The 16408-nt window shown below is 45.0% G+C and carries 17 protein-coding genes; 5 read left to right on the top strand and 12 right to left on the bottom strand.

Annotation, left to right across the window (positions count from 1 at the left end):
• Nucleotide 1: 1 nt before the first annotated feature.
• Both sdhD and sdhC read right to left on the bottom strand, forming a co-directional pair.
• Entirely contained in the window at nt 2-349 is a 348-nt protein-coding gene (gene sdhD, locus AC27G9_RS02185) for a succinate dehydrogenase, hydrophobic membrane anchor protein (RefSeq protein WP_487070553.1), read from the bottom strand.
• The gene (sdhC, locus tag AC27G9_RS02180; protein ID WP_487070551.1) at nt 343-717 is read right to left on the bottom strand and encodes a succinate dehydrogenase, cytochrome b556 subunit; all 375 of its coding nucleotides are present in this window, start codon (nt 715-717) and stop codon (nt 343-345) included. Before sdhC ends, sdhD begins: the two co-directional genes overlap by 7 nt.
• Before the next feature lie 635 nt (nt 718-1352).
• On the opposite strand from sdhC, the gene AC27G9_RS02175 reads away from it, so the two are divergent.
• Nucleotides 1353-2633 (top strand): citrate synthase, encoded by a 1281-nt coding sequence (locus AC27G9_RS02175; protein WP_487070549.1) that lies wholly within the window; start codon nt 1353-1355, stop codon nt 2631-2633.
• A gap of 65 nt (nt 2634-2698) precedes the next feature.
• Nucleotides 2699-3124, top strand: coding sequence for a DUF3429 domain-containing protein (locus AC27G9_RS02170; RefSeq protein WP_487070547.1), 426 nt, complete (start codon nt 2699-2701; stop codon nt 3122-3124).
• Nucleotides 3125-3197: 73 nt separating this feature from the next.
• Here AC27G9_RS02170 and AC27G9_RS02165 read toward each other — a convergent pair whose 3' ends face one another.
• The 3 genes from AC27G9_RS02165 to lhgO all read right to left on the bottom strand — a co-directional run bounded on the left by AC27G9_RS02165 (nt 3198) and on the right by lhgO (nt 7392).
• Nucleotides 3198-4655 carry a phosphohexomutase domain-containing protein gene (locus AC27G9_RS02165; RefSeq protein WP_487070545.1) on the bottom strand — a complete coding sequence of 486 codons (1458 nt, stop codon included), beginning with the start codon at nt 4653-4655 and terminating at the stop codon, nt 3198-3200.
• Nucleotides 4655-6076: a mannose-1-phosphate guanylyltransferase/mannose-6-phosphate isomerase gene (locus tag AC27G9_RS02160; protein ID WP_487070543.1), complete on the bottom strand. Its 1422-nt coding sequence runs from the start codon at nt 6074-6076 to the stop codon at nt 4655-4657. The genes AC27G9_RS02165 and AC27G9_RS02160 overlap by 1 nt, the downstream gene beginning before the upstream one ends.
• Nucleotides 6077-6189: 113 nt before the next feature.
• A complete protein-coding gene (lhgO, locus tag AC27G9_RS02155; RefSeq protein ID WP_487070541.1) occupies nt 6190-7392 on the bottom strand; it encodes an L-2-hydroxyglutarate oxidase in 1203 nt (400 codons plus the stop codon).
• A gap of 213 nt (nt 7393-7605) precedes the next feature.
• On the opposite strand from lhgO, the gene tcdA reads away from it, so the two are divergent.
• Complete coding sequence (gene tcdA, locus AC27G9_RS02150; RefSeq protein ID WP_487070539.1) at nt 7606-8388, top strand: tRNA cyclic N6-threonylcarbamoyladenosine(37) synthase TcdA; 783 nt, start codon at nt 7606-7608, stop codon at nt 8386-8388.
• 47 nt (nt 8389-8435) lie between these two features.
• The gene (locus tag AC27G9_RS02145; protein WP_487070537.1) at nt 8436-8843 is read left to right on the top strand and encodes a hypothetical protein; all 408 of its coding nucleotides are present in this window, start codon (nt 8436-8438) and stop codon (nt 8841-8843) included.
• A gap of 5 nt (nt 8844-8848) precedes the next feature.
• Here AC27G9_RS02145 and AC27G9_RS02140 read toward each other — a convergent pair whose 3' ends face one another.
• Complete coding sequence (locus AC27G9_RS02140) at nt 8849-9334, bottom strand: DUF2919 family protein (RefSeq protein WP_487070535.1); 486 nt, start codon at nt 9332-9334, stop codon at nt 8849-8851.
• A gap of 223 nt (nt 9335-9557) precedes the next feature.
• On the opposite strand from AC27G9_RS02140, the gene rimO reads away from it, so the two are divergent.
• Nucleotides 9558-11000, top strand: coding sequence for a 30S ribosomal protein S12 methylthiotransferase RimO (rimO, locus tag AC27G9_RS02135; protein WP_487070533.1), 1443 nt, complete (start codon nt 9558-9560; stop codon nt 10998-11000).
• Here rimO and AC27G9_RS02130 read toward each other — a convergent pair.
• From AC27G9_RS02130 to msbA, 6 genes are read right to left on the bottom strand one after another with little or no spacing between them, the layout of a single operon-like run.
• On the bottom strand, nt 10997-11956 hold the full coding sequence (locus AC27G9_RS02130) for a Kelch repeat-containing protein (protein ID WP_487070531.1): 960 nt from the start codon (nt 11954-11956) through the stop codon (nt 10997-10999). The genes rimO and AC27G9_RS02130 overlap by 4 nt on opposite strands.
• A complete protein-coding gene (locus AC27G9_RS02125; protein ID WP_487070529.1) occupies nt 11950-12609 on the bottom strand; it encodes an SDR family oxidoreductase in 660 nt (219 codons plus the stop codon). The genes AC27G9_RS02130 and AC27G9_RS02125 overlap by 7 nt, the downstream gene beginning before the upstream one ends.
• A 4-nt stretch (nt 12610-12613) precedes the next feature.
• Nucleotides 12614-13375, bottom strand: coding sequence for a 3-deoxy-manno-octulosonate cytidylyltransferase (gene kdsB / locus AC27G9_RS02120; protein ID WP_487070527.1), 762 nt, complete (start codon nt 13373-13375; stop codon nt 12614-12616).
• A complete protein-coding gene (locus tag AC27G9_RS02115) occupies nt 13375-13569 on the bottom strand; it encodes a Trm112 family protein (RefSeq protein WP_487070525.1) in 195 nt (64 codons plus the stop codon). Before AC27G9_RS02115 ends, kdsB begins: the two co-directional genes overlap by 1 nt.
• An 8-nt stretch (nt 13570-13577) precedes the next feature.
• Nucleotides 13578-14591, bottom strand: coding sequence for a tetraacyldisaccharide 4'-kinase (gene lpxK, locus AC27G9_RS02110; protein WP_487070524.1), 1014 nt, complete (start codon nt 14589-14591; stop codon nt 13578-13580).
• A complete protein-coding gene (msbA, locus tag AC27G9_RS02105; RefSeq protein WP_487070522.1) occupies nt 14588-16333 on the bottom strand; it encodes a lipid A export permease/ATP-binding protein MsbA in 1746 nt (581 codons plus the stop codon). Before msbA ends, lpxK begins: the two co-directional genes overlap by 4 nt.
• Between the last annotated feature and the right edge of the window lie 75 nt (nt 16334-16408).

Genomic DNA, 16408 nt, shown 5'->3' with positions numbered 1-16408 from the left:
ATTATGCTCCCCACAAAACAAACAGACCTACGGCTACGTACGCAAAAGCGATGATGTTTAACACATACTGAACAAGCGCTCTTACGCTTGCCGCCTTAACGTAGTCGGTCAAAACTTGCCATAGACCAATACGAACGTGAATCATGACTGCTACTAACGTAGCAAATGTGAAAACCTTCATTACGATGCCGGAGAATAAACCACTCCATACTTCGAAGGTAATAGTATCGGTGGTTACGAAAAACCACGTCATGTATAGGCTGAATGCAGCAATTATAAATGCTGTCGCACGCAATGATACAAAATCTTGTACACCATCGCGTTTAATAGATGCCTGATTGGTTACCATAGTGCTATTCCTAATACAACGGTCAGAACAACCCACAATGCAATTATGATTTGGGCACTGACGTTACCTGACTTGAGCTCTTCAAAGTGACCCATATCCATAAACACGTGACGAATGCCACCTAGGATGTGGTATGTAAGCGCTGAAGCCGTACCAATGGCGACTAATTTCCCTAACACTCCATCAAGATATGACTGAACGAGAGTGAAGCCGTCTTGAGATGATACCGAAACAGCCCAAGCCCAGATCACAAATAACAATGCAAAAAACATTGCTACGCCAGTCACGCGGTGAAGAATAGAGGAAATAGCAGAGGGCGGAAATTTGATTGTATTAAGATCTAAATTTACTGGTCTTTGCTTTTTCACAATTTATGCCTGTTTTAATCCGTAGGGATTTAATCGCTCTTGTTTGTTGTGTGTCCTACAAGAACAATTGAGTTTGTTACCTGTTAAAAGCCTCAATCCATGAGTTGTTAACAATTTGTGAATTTATTATTACTTGATTTACAGGATAATTATTCTGTTTTTCAAGTACGCTTGAGTATATCCAGCGACTAGTATAATTACAATTTTTTGTGCCTAATTAGGACTTTAGTCTTATCGGTCATTTTTTTTGAGCCTAAGACGTTAAAATTGTGCTCAATAATACTGCTATATCTCAAATGCGACCGTAGTGTATCAGCATGTTAAGCGGACCACGATAGGCTTGTGCAAGGTTTTCATTTAAGTGCTGATTCTTTAATCAAAGTCGCATGAGATTGCGTATAACCCATAAAGTGATGTTATTTTCGGATGAAAAAACGGAATATCTCGACAGCTTGATTAATTTCAAACATTTTTGGGGTATAATTCGTACCAATCTAGAATATTTATTGTGCATATATGCATTTAAATTGACTTATTACCGCATAATAAAGTAAAACTACGCCACTTTTCCCAACGAAGCGCTAAAAATTTAGCCAGTTTCGCGGCCAACAGAACCATTCTGAGGAGAGCAATGTATGGCAGATCAAAAAGCCATTTTGAAAGCGGGCGATAAGGAAATCGAACTTCCTATCTTGTCCGGAACAGCAGGACAAGACGTAATTGATGTACGTTCACTAGGGGCTCACGGTTATTTTACCTTTGACCCAGGTTTTATGGCGACAGGATCTTGCGAATCATCAATCACCTACATTGATGGTGCAAAGGGTGTACTACTACACCGAGGTTACCCAATTGAAGAGCTAGCTCGTGATGCTGATTACTTAGAAGTATGTCACATGCTTCTACACGGAACGGCTCCAAATAAAGAGCAGTATCAAGAGTTTAAAGAAACTATCACACGCCACACTATGGTTCATGAACAAATTAACATGTTCTTCCATGGTTTCCGTAACGACGCCCACCCAATGGCGATGTTATGCGGCACGGTAGGTGCAATGTCTTCTTTCTACCACAGTGATTTAGACGTTTCTAATCCTGAACAACGTATTCGCAGTGCACACCGATTGGTTGCAAAAATGCCTACCTTGGTTGCAATGTGCTACAAGTACAACATCGGTCAGCCGTTCGTTTATCCACGTAACGATTTGAGCTATGCGGCTAACTTCTTGAACATGATGTTCTCTGTTCCAGCTGAAGAATACAAAATTAGCCCTGCTGTAGAGCGCGCTATGGATCGTATATTCACGCTTCATGCAGACCACGAGCAGAATGCGTCAACTTCTACAGTAAGGCTTGCAGGCTCATCTGGTGCAAATCCATATGCGTGTATTGCAGCTGGTGTAGCGTCTCTATGGGGACCTGCCCACGGTGGTGCAAACGAAGCTTGCCTTAACATGCTTGAAGAAATCGGCAGTGTTGACCGTATCCCTGAATTCATCGCTCGAGCGAAAGACAAGAGCGACCCATTCCGTCTAATGGGCTTTGGACACCGTGTATACAAAAACTACGATCCACGTGCTACGGTTATGCGCGAAAGCTGTCACGAAGTTTTGAAAGAACTTAACGTTCAAGATCCACTTCTTGATGTAGCAATGGAGCTTGAGCGCATTGCCTTGAGTGACCCGTATTTCGCTGAGAAGAAACTGTTCCCTAACGTAGATTTCTACTCAGGTATCGTACTCAAAGCGATCGGTATTCCAACTAACATGTTTACCTGTATATTCGCACTATCACGTACTGTAGGCTGGATATCTCATTGGCACGAAATGATGAGCCAAGCAGGTCAAAAAATTGGCCGCCCTCGTCAGCTTTATACCGGTGAAAATCAACGTAAATACGAGCCGATTGAAAAGTAATCTGTTCTGTCGGTTACGATGTACAAAAATAGCGCCTATAGGCGCTATTTTTTTAGGAGTAAACTTTGTCTAGTTCTGCAAAATTATTAGGGTTGTTGGGGCTCATACCCTTCTTAGCGGCGTCTTTAGCGCCAACTGTTGAATGGTTGAGCTTGAGCGAGTCAGCGCGTTACTTTACTCAATATTCCGCGGTTTTGTTGTCGTTTTTTGGCGGCATTCATTGGTGGGATGCAGTATCGAATGATAAGCGCAACCATCAGATGTATGTTGCTATGTTACCCACGATTGTTGGTTGGCTTTGTTTGGTGTTTAGTGGTGATGTTAGGGTACTTGGTGTGCTGTCAGTCAGCTACTTGGCAATGTTGGTTTATGACAAATTTACGTTAGTATTAACGAAAGACGACATCATCCAATACATCCAATTACGAATGGTGTTAACCACCGTTGTTGTAATAACCCATGGTTGGATGATTTTCTTATTAACTCGCTGATAGTTCTCAATAGAACTGCTTTGTCGTGTCATAAAAAAACGGGCTTAATGCCCGTTTTTTTATTAGATAGTCATTACTCAGCTCGAATTAGGTCGAGTAATTCTTTGGTTTTTTGTTCCATCAGGGCTACATCACCTTTTGTTTCTACATTTAGGCGAATCACAGGCTCTGTATTGGACTTACGCAAATTAAAGCGCCAAGTGCCAAATTCTAACCCCACGCCATCGGTGCTATCGATAACATCGGCTTTAGGTTCATATTCGGCTAAGACTCTTGCTAGAGCGGCATCAGCGTCTTTTAATTTGCTGTTAATTTCTCCTGAGGAGGGGAAAGCTGCAATTCGTTCTGCAACCATTGAGGCCAAGCTTTGCCCAGAAACCGAGACGAGTTCAGCTACTAACAACCAAGGGATCATACCCGAATCGCAGTATGCAAAATCACGGAAATAATGGTGTGCGCTCATTTCGCCGCCATAAACTGCATCCTCTGCTCTCATTCTTTCTTTAATAAAAGCGTGGCCTGTTTTCGACTTAATAGGCTGGCCACCTTCAGTATTGACGATATCTTCAGTGTTCCAATATACACGAGGGTCATAAATGATTTTTGCATTGCTGTCTTTTGCCAAGAACGCTTGAGCAAGTAAACCAACGATGTAGTAACCCTCAATAAATTCGCCTTCAGCGTCAAAAAGAAAACAACGGTCGAAATCACCGTCCCATGCAATACCGAAGTCAGCGCCATGAGCCTTCACCGCATTTGCGGTATCCGCTCTATTATCTGGGAGCAGTGGATTGGGGATCCCATGAGGAAAAGTACCGTCAGGTTCATGGTGGATTTTGATAAACTCGATGGGTACCGAATTCTGTTTAAGTGCGCTTTCAACAGCATCTAATGCTTTGCCCGCTGCTCCATTACCGGCATTGACTACTAGTTTGATAGGCTTGAAGTTATTCACATCAACATAAGTTAGCAAGTGCTCAACATACGCATCCATCGCACTGATTACTTCATACTTTGACGTCGCTTGAAGCTTCTCAACGTCAACACTAGCCTGCCCCTCGATAAACGCTTGGTTACTCACTTTATCGCCATATCGCGATAGATTTTGAGCGACCTGCTCCTCTGACATGGCTTCTGCTGCGGCTTGAATAGCAAACAACCCCGTATCACCACTGATCGGTACAGACTGTGCTTTGACAAGCTTCATACCATTGTAGTTTATTGGATTGTGGCTCGCTGTCACTTCGATACCACCGTCTACACCTAAATGCTTAGTGGCAAAATAGATCTCTTCGGTTCCGGCCATGCCGATATCGAGTACTTTCGCTCCTGCATCAATCATACCTGCACTCAGTGCAAGTTTGAGCGGTTCAGACGTCAACCGTACATCGCCCCCGACCACAACTGAGTTCGCGCTAAGTTCTTTGACAAAAGCGTAACCGATGCGGTAAGCAACTGATTCATCTAATTGCTCTAGTAGTTCTCCGCGAATATCGTAGGCTTTAAAACAAGTCAAGGCAGAGTGTGGCATTACTTGTTTCCCTTCTGCGGTGTACGGCCATATCGATCAGAGAAACGCACAATATCGTCTTCGCCTAAATAGGCCCCGGATTGGACTTCAATCAACTCCAAAGGAATTTTGCCCGGATTCTCGAGTGCATGAACTTCACCGATAGGGATATAGACGGATTCATTCTCAGCAACCAATTCGGTGCTCTCACCGATTGTGACACTGGCAGTACCGGATACTACAATCCAATGTTCAGCTCTATGATGGTGCATTTGTACAGAAAGCTTCTCACCCGGTTTTACGGTGATACGCTTAACTTGGAAACGCTCGCCATTATCGATAGAGTCATAACTACCCCATGGTCTGAACACTTCTCTGTGGAATTCAAACTCTGGGCGTTTTTCGCCCTTGAGTTTATTGACGACATTTTTGATGTCTTGAACTTTATCTTTGTGGGCGACCATTACCGCGTCTTTAGTCTCAACAACTACCACATCGTCAAGGCCAATGACTGATATCAGACGCTCTTCAGCGTTGATATAGCTATTATTTACACCTTCTAAAATCGCGTCGCCAACGACCACATTTCCATTAGCATCTTTACTATCCGCCGTTTCCCATAATGATGACCAACTACCAACATCAGACCAACCTGCATCAAGTGGCACCATCGCCGCTTTATCAGTTTGTTCCATGACCGCATAGTCGATTGAATCATCACGACACTGCGCAAACACTTCAGGGTCGATACGGATAAAGTCTAAATCATTGCGCTCTGTATCAATGGCATCTCGACATACGTTGAGAATATCAGGCGCGTGTTTTTCTAACTCTTCAATATAGCGGCTTGCTTTGAACATAAACATACCGCTATTCCAAAAGTAATCGCCTGAATCGACGTAGTTTTGTGCAGTCGCGAGGTCAGGTTTCTCAACAAATTGAGCAACGGTGTAGCCGTTCGCAATACTATCGCCAGCTTTTATATAACCGTAGCCAGTATGTGCTTGGTGCGGAACAATACCAAACGTAACCAAGTTCCCCGCCCCCGCTAAAACATTAGCCTTGGCTATCGCCTTATGAAATGACGCTTGGTCTTTGATTAAATGGTCTGCTGCTAGCACAAGTAGCACGGGATCTTCACCTTCATTGAGAGCATGAAGCGCCGCCAATGCGATGGCGGGCGCTGTATTTCTTCCTACAGGTTCGAGTATGATGCCACCGTGTTTTTCATTCGCAGTGCGCAATTGTTCAGCCACAAGAAACCTATGAGCGTCATTACAAATAACGATAGGCTTTTCCGCTGATGTACCATTTAGCCTTGAAATTGTATCTTGAAGCATCGAATGTTCAGAAGCCAAAGCAAGGAATTGTTTAGGTAAGGCCGCACGAGATTTTGGCCAAAGACGGCTTCCCGTTCCACCGGCGAGAATGACTGGTTTCATTGTTGATCCTAGTTGTTTTGGGACAGGAGTCCTAATCGATACTTCCTGACCAAAATAGTAAATAAAGCCAATACGCCATTCAATCAATAAATGACGTAAATGATTACAATACCTTATATTTTGCTCACAATTGCATCAGCGATAGGAAAAGCGCTTGTTGCTGCGGGAGATGGCGCATTCCCAACGTGAACCGACAAAGGTGTAGAAACAAACTTGAAATCGTGAATTAACTCACCTTCCAGTGATATAGCTTGCGCTCGGATTCCTGACCGATATGGCAAAAAAGACGTTGCATCTAGCAACGGGCAGTATTTTTTTACCTTTTCAGCATATAAACGTTTACTCATTGCAGATGAGATTTCTGAAAAAGCATAGCGTCGATGCTTAAGCAGCAGCTTCCAAACCCCAATGTTTCCAAACGTATGTCCCCATTCTTTTGGCGAGAGCGATAAGCCCTTGTAAGTTTCCCTACCAACATTGAGCACCGCATTAGGCCCGATAGTGGTATACCCACCGATCATTCTGGTTAAATGCACCCCAAGAAAAGGCATATTAGGATCAGGTACAGGATAAATAAGGTGGGATGTTAAATCGTTATATTTGTCAGGCAAGCGATAATAGCTACCTTTAAAGGGAACAATTCGAAAGTCCGGCTTAAGGCCTTGTTTTCGGATTAATGCATCTGCGTATACACCCGCACAGGATATCAAAAAGGCCCCTTGAATATTGAATCTACGACCAGCCGCAGAGACGTCTAGCTTTACCGAACCAACATTTTCGTTGATGTCTATAACCTCAGTCTGTGCAAAATAATCGACGCGACCAAGCCCTTTGCACTTTTCTAGCAAGCAGCGAGTCATTGCACCATAATCTGTGATACCAGTTTGTTTGACTTTGAACCCTGCCTTGACGTGAATTGCTGGTTCCAAAGCGTTTATCTGAGCGCCTGTCAACGATTGTGGTTTCAAATCGTTTGCTTCACATCGAGATATTAAGGTTTCTAACCCTGAAATTTCTTTATCATCTGTGGCAACTATGATTTTGCCGCACTGTTTATAGGGCAACTGGTGCTGCTGGCAAAAAGCGAGTGTTTGCTCGAGGCCCTCTCTGCAATACTGCGCTTTCAAACTACCGGGAGGATAGTAAACACCAGCGTGAATCACCCCGGAGTTGCGGCCAGTTTGGTACGAGGCTGGAACCGCCCCCTTATCAATAATGGCGATTGTACTGTTAGGCTGTCGTTGTTTTATCCGGTATGCGGTTGCCATACCGACAATGCCTGCACCTATGACTAAATAATCATAATGACTGCGCAATTTTTAGCCTCATCAATCTACTTTCCCCCTGTCCAAAATTCGATATTTATTTTGGCTTTCGACGACAGTGTTATACCATTTGCAACACTCATTTTCAGCGAACATGATAGATCACGTCTTGACATTGCGAAACCACGTTCGGTCACCAAGCCCTGACGGCGCAGCCGTAAACTGCGACACGCAAGCAAGATTTTGATAGTCGAACCAGAGTAGATGACAGAAAAACAAAGATTCGGTGGGCTTGCCCGCCTTTATGGCCAAACTGGCCTAAACTCACTAAATAACCTGCATGTGTGTATCGCTGGTATTGGCGGTGTCGGCTCTTGGAGTGCCGAAGCATTGGCCCGCAGCGGTGTAGGTAAACTCACCCTCATCGACTTAGATGATATTTGCGTGACCAATACCAATCGACAGATTCATGCGCTAGAAGGCACCGTTGGTTTGGCAAAAGTCGATGTCATGGCTGAACGTATTCGTCTTATTAATCCCGATTGTGATGTCACCGTCATCGAAGATTTTGTCACCCCAGACACAGTGAAAGACTATATCTTGCGAGACTACAACGCCGTAATTGACGCGACTGACAGCATTAAGGCAAAAGCCGAGATTGTGTACCATTGCAAACGGCATAAAATACACGTAGTGACTGTCGGCGGCGCAGGTGGTCAAATCGATCCATCACAAATCACAAAAGGTGACTTGGCCAAAACCATACAGGACCCCCTCGCGGCAAAACTGCGCAGTGAGCTAAGACGCAACTATGGTTTTAGTAAAAACCCCAAGCGACGTTTTGGCGTTGAATGTATATACTCAACGGAGCAACTTCGTTACCCACAACCCGATGGTAGTGTATGTCATAATAAATCAGCAATGGCAGACGGCACTCGACTTGACTGTGCGGGCGGCTTTGGTGCAGTGGTGACGGTAACAGCAACTTTTGGTATGTTGGCCGCAGCAAGTGTGATAAACAAGCATTCAACACACACTACAGATTAAAAATCAGGTGCCGATAAACAGGTCATCGATATAAAACAAGGACTCACATGCAGCAACACGAACTAAATACACTGATGTCAGAGAGTGCAGAAGATGCGATAAGGACTTCAATGGAAGAGTTTTCTATTGAACTAGACTACTCGGCACAAAGCGTGTCACTGGTAGATGACTTATTGCTGGCATTTATCGATAAATATCAAGATAAAGCCCTGGAAGACCAAGCAGTCTTCACCATTTGTAATATCTACGGCGCTTATATTGGCGAGACTTACAAGCGAGTCCACGATGGCAAATGGCGATATGACGATTCCAACCCTGATGCGCCTTTTGTGTTGCTCGATGTAGGTGAAAGGTCTTACGCCTTTGCAGGTATTTGTTATGAGCGACTTGTCAACGACAGCCAAATTAGTGTGAAGAACTATTTCGATCAAGCGCTATCACAACACACACAATAACTTACCTATGACGCGTGGTATTCCCGCGCGTCTTTTCTCCAATCGTTTAGCATAATTTTTAAATGCCTCGAGCGAACGATACACACCAGCGCAAAACTGTTAAACAACATACCGAAACTGGCGTACAGAGAGAAGTGCCCACCAGACAGGGTAGTGTCGGCAATTATCTCAAAGAGAGAAGCCAACAAGCCTATGACCAATAGCGGTTTCAGAACGCGTATCCAAGCAATCCATTGTTTGTTGAGCATGACACTGTGATAGCTAATCAGTAACAACACGGCTACAAACGGCGACGCGAAACCGATTTTAAGCAACATTTCGGTGCCATCTTGATAAAGTAAACCCAATAAAATCTCTGTTTGATCGGGAAAGACCAGCGACATCAAAACGAGAAAAATATCTCGACACCCCAAACATATCAACCAATACAGCCATCTGGGAGGTTTCACACGACCTGCGTCGTCATAACAATGTAGGGGCAAAGGTAACATCGAATTGCCTATTGCATCGAGTGGCGAATTGTCGCCATCGTAAATTTATCAATGGCCTATATTTGCGAACCTTTTTACAAATTTAAACCCCTACTATCGATAAACACGCCATTGGCAGGTTTAAATCTGCTTTGGCACTATACTAATTTAAAAGCCTGAACGGTTGCTGTATACTACGCGCCGCTTTTTTATCCCAGTTATTTTTCATGTACCAAGGCAAGCCATGACCGTTAATCAATTTGACCCTAAACAAACTACCACGATGGATACACCTAAGCGTGTTATTGAGGAACAGGCGATTATCGTCAAGGAAAATCAATCTGCTAGTCAAACGATTCAAAGCAATAATCGTATTGGATTCGTGAGTTTGGGCTGTCCAAAAAACCTCGTTGATTCAGAGCGAATTCTGACTCAGCTGCGTACAGAAGGCTACGACGTCGTACCGACTTACAATGACGCAGATCTCGTCATCGTCAATACCTGTGGTTTTATTGACGCTGCGGTTCAAGAATCACTGGACACCATAGGTGAGGCGCTAAAAGAAAACGGTAAAGTCATTGTAACGGGCTGCTTGGGTATCAAAGAAGACGAAATCAGAGAAGTCCATCCCAACGTGTTATCCATCACGGGCCCACACGCCTACGAAGCGGTCGTCGAACAAGTCCATGATCATTTACCTAAACCTGTTCACAATCCTTTTCAGCATCTTGTGCCCGACCATGGTATCAAATTGACGCCTAGGCATTATGCTTACCTGAAAATATCGGAAGGCTGTAACCACAGGTGTACCTTCTGCATTATTCCCTCGATGCGTGGAGACCTAGTGAGTCGTCCTGTTGGAGATATTCTAGACGAAGCCAAACGTTTGAAAGCCGCTGGGGTGAAGGAACTACTGGTAATTTCACAAGATACCAGTGCATATGGAGTGGATACCAAACACAGAACCGGGTTTTGGGATGGCATGCCCGTGAAAGCTCACATGCAGCAACTGTGCGAAAAGCTCGGAGAAATGGGAATGTGGGTCAGACTTCATTATGTCTACCCCTACCCGCACGTGGATGATCTCATTCCGCTAATGAATCAAGGTAAAGTGCTACCTTATCTCGATATTCCTTTTCAACACGCGAACAAACGTATTCTGCGCCTAATGAAGCGACCAGGCAGCGCAGACCGTACATTAGACCGCATCAAAATGTGGCGTGAACAGTGCCCTGAACTGATCATACGCTCTACTTTTATCGTCGGCTTTCCCGGTGAAACCGAAGAAGAATTTGAAGAGCTACTAGAATTTATGCGTGAAGCCCAACTCGATCGAGTTGGATGTTTCGCCTATTCAGATGTGGAAGGCGCTAAAGCCAACGACTTGCCGGATCCAGTGCCTGAAGCTGTAAAACAAGAAAGGCTTGCGCGTTTCATGGAAGTGCAAAGCGAAATCAGTGCTGCCCGATTGAAAACGCGAATCGGTAAAGAGTATCAAATTTTGATTGACGGTGTTGATGCTGAGGGCGCAACCGGCAGATGCTATGCCGATGCTCCTGAGGTTGACGGAATCGTCCATCTCAACGGCGTGTTTGACGTTAAACCAGGTGACTTGGTTTGGGCTGAAATCATTCACGCCAACGAGCACGATATTTGGGGCGTGCTCAGCGAAGAGCAAGATGACTAAGGGCGAAAACGCTCAACTTGACGGCTGGTGTTTCGCGCACCAGCTTGTTCTGCACCACCAATGAGATAGATATCGCCTCCCAAACTCACCGAACCTAATCCGTGTTTAGGCACGGGCATCTCGCCAATATCAAGCCACTTATTGGACTCGGTGTCATACGCAAATACCGTAGAATAGACTCCACCGCCATTATCAAAGAATTCACCGCCAAATACGTAAATGATTTCGTCGACTTGACTGCATGCTAAACCACCACGGGCTTCGGGAAGTGGTGGTAATGTTGTCCATGCCTTCGAAGTGAAGGAATAAACCTCATGAGTAGGAAGATTCCCTCCCTTTACCGTTCTCCCTCCAATCACATGCCACTGGCCATTTACCAATACGCTACAAGCACTGTTTCTCGCTGTTGGCGCGCTAACGCCTTCACGCCAAGTCTGAGTATCAACCGTATAGATTAGGTGGAGAGCAGTATCAATGCTGTCCTGCCACCTGCCATTTTTCCCTGAGCTTGGCGTGCGACCGGTAACAAAGTGTATGTCATTGCCGTGAACCGCTGAGACCGTTTCGCTTAAGGGCATTGGCATAGAGGGCACGTCATACCAACTCTTTTCGTCGGCACTTAATGAGAGAGAACTATTGGTGTTAAACCACTGGCCATTGCGCTCGATAAATCCACCAAATAGATACAGATTATCGTTAACTGACACCAGCATTCCATGATGACGAGGCGCGGGTAAATGGGGGAAAGGCTCCCAGTTATCACTGCCCTTGTTCCACCACCATACTTCACTGTCTATGGTCAAAGGACCGGTATCTGAATCGCGGCGCAGCCCGCCAGCAACAACAATTCCATTGCCATGCGCACTGGGATATATTTCTTGTATTGGGTTGGGTAGCGGTGGCATGTTCACGTAGCTATTGCCCAATAACAGCCCGGCAAGCAACGTGTTTACCACGGCAGACTATCCCCATTTGCGTGCCAAAACGCGCCTGAATCTGCCAAGGTGAGTTGTTCGATTCTATTACACATAGTTCGCGCTGCGACTTCTGCACTGATATCGCCATTACCGCTGACCATTTCGGTTTGTACGAAGCCCGGATGCAACATCAACACACTGACTTTTTTATCCCTAAAGTCATTCGCTAAACTCACCCCTGCAGCATTGAGTGCGGCCTTCGACATCCTATAGCCATAGTATCCGCCTGACATGTTGTCTGACATCGAGCCCATCCGGCTTGTTACCAAAATGACTTTTGCGCCTTCTAGAAGTTTGGGTTGAAGAACCTGAGTCAACAACAACGGTCCCATTGAATTCACCCTAAACTGATAGTCAATCGTGTTTGGGTCCCAATCATTAATAGATTCGTTGCCTAACACACCAGCATTGTTAATCAGTATGTCTATTTGTTGGTAACCTATCGCTAAAGCCGCATTTTTGATCGAATCAGGATTAGCCATATCGACTTTGTCTATCACTGTCGCCTCAGTCTGGTTTAATTGATCTGAGCTATTTCGACACAGCGCAGTAACGCTAGCGCCGGCATTACAGTAGTGTTTGACCAGTTCTAGACCAATACCTCGGTTTGCTCCAGTAATGACAATATTCATTCCATTAACCTTCATTCAGTTTTGCTAAGAGGTTTGCTAAATCTTCAGGCGTATCAATGCCTATTGGTGGAAGCGCGACAGCGCGTTCGATATGTATTGCGTCCCCATACCAGAGTGCGCGCAGTTGCTCTAGCGACTCCGTAACTTCAAGTACAGATGGGGCGTAATTAACATACTGCTTGATATAACCCGCGGTGTAAGCATAAATACCAATATGGCGATGAAACTGATTCAAATCCAAATCTTTTGGCTTGCCCTTCATCATAGTATCGCGTTCAAAAGGCACAACGGAGCGTGAAAAATACAATGCCTTAGATTCTCGATTAGGCACTACTTTTACAATATTCGGGTTAAACAAATCGTCAACCGTTTCAATACTTGTGCTCAGTGTCGCCATCTCAGCCCGGCTGCGTTTTAGATTAGCCGCCACTTGTCGAATGTTTTCAGCGGGAATAAACGGCTCGTCTCCTTGCACGTTCACCACAATATCATCGTCTGCTAAATTCATCGCTTCAATGACTTCCGCTAGTCGTTCCGTACCGGAATTATGATCAGGAGAAGTCATGCAAACCTGCGCAGCGTCACCGACTTCATCGGCAATTCGCTGATCATCCGTCGCCACTATGACAGTACTAGCACCCGCTTCTTTAGCTCTGTCAATAACGTGTAAAATCATTGACTTGCTATTAATTTTTGCCAACGGCTTCCCTTCAAAGCGAGTCGAACCAAAACGCGCGGGAATGATTACAGTGAAAGACCCTGACATTATTTAATGGCTTCCAGTGCGTCTAGCGAAATTGCGCTGGCCTCTTCCTCAATCAAAGAAGGGATCCCGTCTCGAATCGGGTAACTCAATCTATCAAAACGGCACACTAACGATTGTTCGTCTTTTACATATTCTAACTTGCCTTTACATACTGGGCAGGCAATCACGTCTAACAGCTTTCTATCAAATGCCATTTGTTTTCCTACTTAACGATTAACTTATCGTTTATTCGATTTTCTAACAGAGCGTAAAACGCATCAGATACCTTAGCATCCACAGGTAGAAACCAACAATTCTCATGAGCGAATTTTTGAATCTTTACTGCATCTTTTTCCGTCATCAACACTATACCCTTGGGCACATCGTCTGGGGTGTAATGATGATGGTCGACAAACGCGGTTTGAGAAGCCAGCGTAATTCCATCGCGTTTCAGTTGGTCAAAGAAGCGAGATGGATTACCGATACCTGCGATGGCGGAAACGGGTTGTGTCACGGTCAATAATTGCTGTGTATCCATGGTTTTGTCGGGTGAAGTCACATTCACCCAATGCCTGGGAAGTAAGTTCATTTTGAACACTGGGGATGTCACATTGTGCTGGGTAACAGATTCTGTATCTCGTTCTGAATTAAATAGCACTGCATCGACGGTGTTTAAACGCCACTTACCTTCTCTCAATGGCCCCATGGGCAGTAAGTAGCCATTTCCCCACCGGCGATCATCCATCACGACAATTTCGACATCTCTAGCCAACGCGTAATGTTGCATGCCGTCGTCACAAACAATGAGGTCACAGCCAAATTCGCCTTCCAATAATCGAGCACCGCGGCGCCTCACAGGGTCAATCACAACGGGCACATTTAATCTGCGCTTCAGTAATAACGGTTCGTCACCAGATACCGAAGGGTCGTCACCACTGCTGACTACATGGGGGTAGTTAGGCGCTTTGCTACCGTAGCCGCGACTTAACACGCCCACCTGATAACCTCGTGATGCAAAATAATCTACAACACTCAAAACGATTGGGGTTTTTCCATTTCCCCCAACGCTAATGTTTCCTACTACGATGACTTTTGCTTCTGGTCGGTATTGGGCTTTGACGTTCAGAGAAAACAACAATCGCCGAAACCAAGAGATAAACCCAAAAAGCAGGGCCAGTGGAGATAGCAACCACAAAGACCAATGCCCGCGATACCACTTGTCAGTCAAAAACTTCAACTATTGTCCCCAAACTGCATAGCGTGCAGCTGTGAGTAGGCCCCACCAGTGGCAAGCAAGGCGTCGTGTTTGCCTCGCTCGATGATTTTTCCTTGGTCCACGACCATGATGGTATCGGCATTCTCAATCGTAGATAGGCGGTGAGCGACAACCAAGCTCGTCCGAGTTTTTTGTAACGTCTCTAGCGCTTCTTGTATAAACCGTTCAGACTCAGTATCGAGCGCTGACGTTGCCTCGTCGAGAATCAATACCGGGGCGTCTACCAGAATCGCTCTTGCAATCGCTATTCTTTGGCGTTGACCACCCGACAATTGCGAACCATTTTCGCCAATCACTGTGTCTAAACCGTCTGGTAAGTTTTGCGAAAATTCAACCACATGAGCCATTTTCGCAGCCTCTTCGATCGCTGCTCTATCGATGTTTTTCCGCGCACCATAGGCAATATTGTTGGCAATGGTGTCGTTGAATAAGGTTACGTTTTGCGACACCAGTGCAAATTGCTTTCGCAATGCCGTCAATTCAATATCCTGAATGTCGTCGCCGTCGAGGGAGATCGTTCCCTGCTGAGGAATATAAAAACGGGTTAGTAGTGAAGAAATCGTAGATTTTCCACTACCTGATTTGCCAACAAGCGCTATGGTTTCACCAGGTTTGGCATCAAAACTGACGTCCATCAGAGCAGGGGTATTTTTGCCCGGATAAGAAAAAGTGACATTGTCGAAACTGACGCCACCTTTCGCTTTAACAATGGATTTCGTCCCTGTGTTGGGTTCTTCAAGTTGATCAAGGATTTGAAAAATACTTGAACATGCGGCCATACCTTTTTGGAACTCATTGTTTACGGTGGTTAACTGTTTTAGCGGTTTTAGCAGCATTACCATACAAATTACTACATTAATAAACACGCCTGGCGTGAGTGCATCTAACAGGTTTGGTTGGCTTGCGACAAACAATACAAACGCCAATGCAATCGAGGCAATGACTTGAATCGACGATACCGAGAGAATCTGGGTAACCATGAGTTTCATTGTCTGTTGGCGATTGTGATTATTACGTTGGGCAAAGCGCTGTTTTTCTATTTCTTGGCCACCGAACATCAGCACCACTTTATGACCTTTTACCGCCTGTTCTACAGCAGACGTTACATTGCCCATCGCTTGTTGAATATTCCGGCTAACGGTCCTAAAGCGCTTGCTCACGAAAGAAACAATAAGCGCAACCACAGGGCCAATTAGTATAAAAATGAGGGACAATTGCCATGAATGGTAAAACATGACACCAATTAGCCCCAGAACCAAGGCGCCTTCTCGCACCAGAATCAGCAGCGCTCTGCCTGCCGCATTCGATACTTGTTCGGTGTCATAGGTGACTTTACTGATCAATCCGCCGGCGCTGTGGGTGTCATGGAACGACACAGGCAAATAAATATATTTTTCAAACAGTTCTTGTCGCATTTTCATAACGACTTGCGAACCCACCCAAGCAAGGGTGTAGCTACCCATAAAATTAAACAATCCGCGAAGGATAAAAAGAGGGACAATGGCGTATGCCGCGAGTCTTAAATAATCGTAATCATTTTTACCCAAAGACTCATCGATCATTGGCTGTAACTGTGACAGAACAAACGTATCGACTAAGGAATAACCGATCATTCCTATTATAGCCATGGCAAAGGGGAGTTTAAACGCTTTGAGATAACTCAGAAACCGTTGAACATTTGACGAATTATCAGCGTCTTGCATTAATCTTTATCACCTTATTTTGTAACCGTACTATTGTAACGCCTATTGCCAAATAACCCTAGCCCGAGAAGGAGT

The organism is Alteromonas sp. 5NS40-0096 (genome assembly GCF_057544385.1).
Note: the sequence above shows the minus strand (reverse complement) of the source record. Positions and strands in the feature narration are given on the sequence as shown.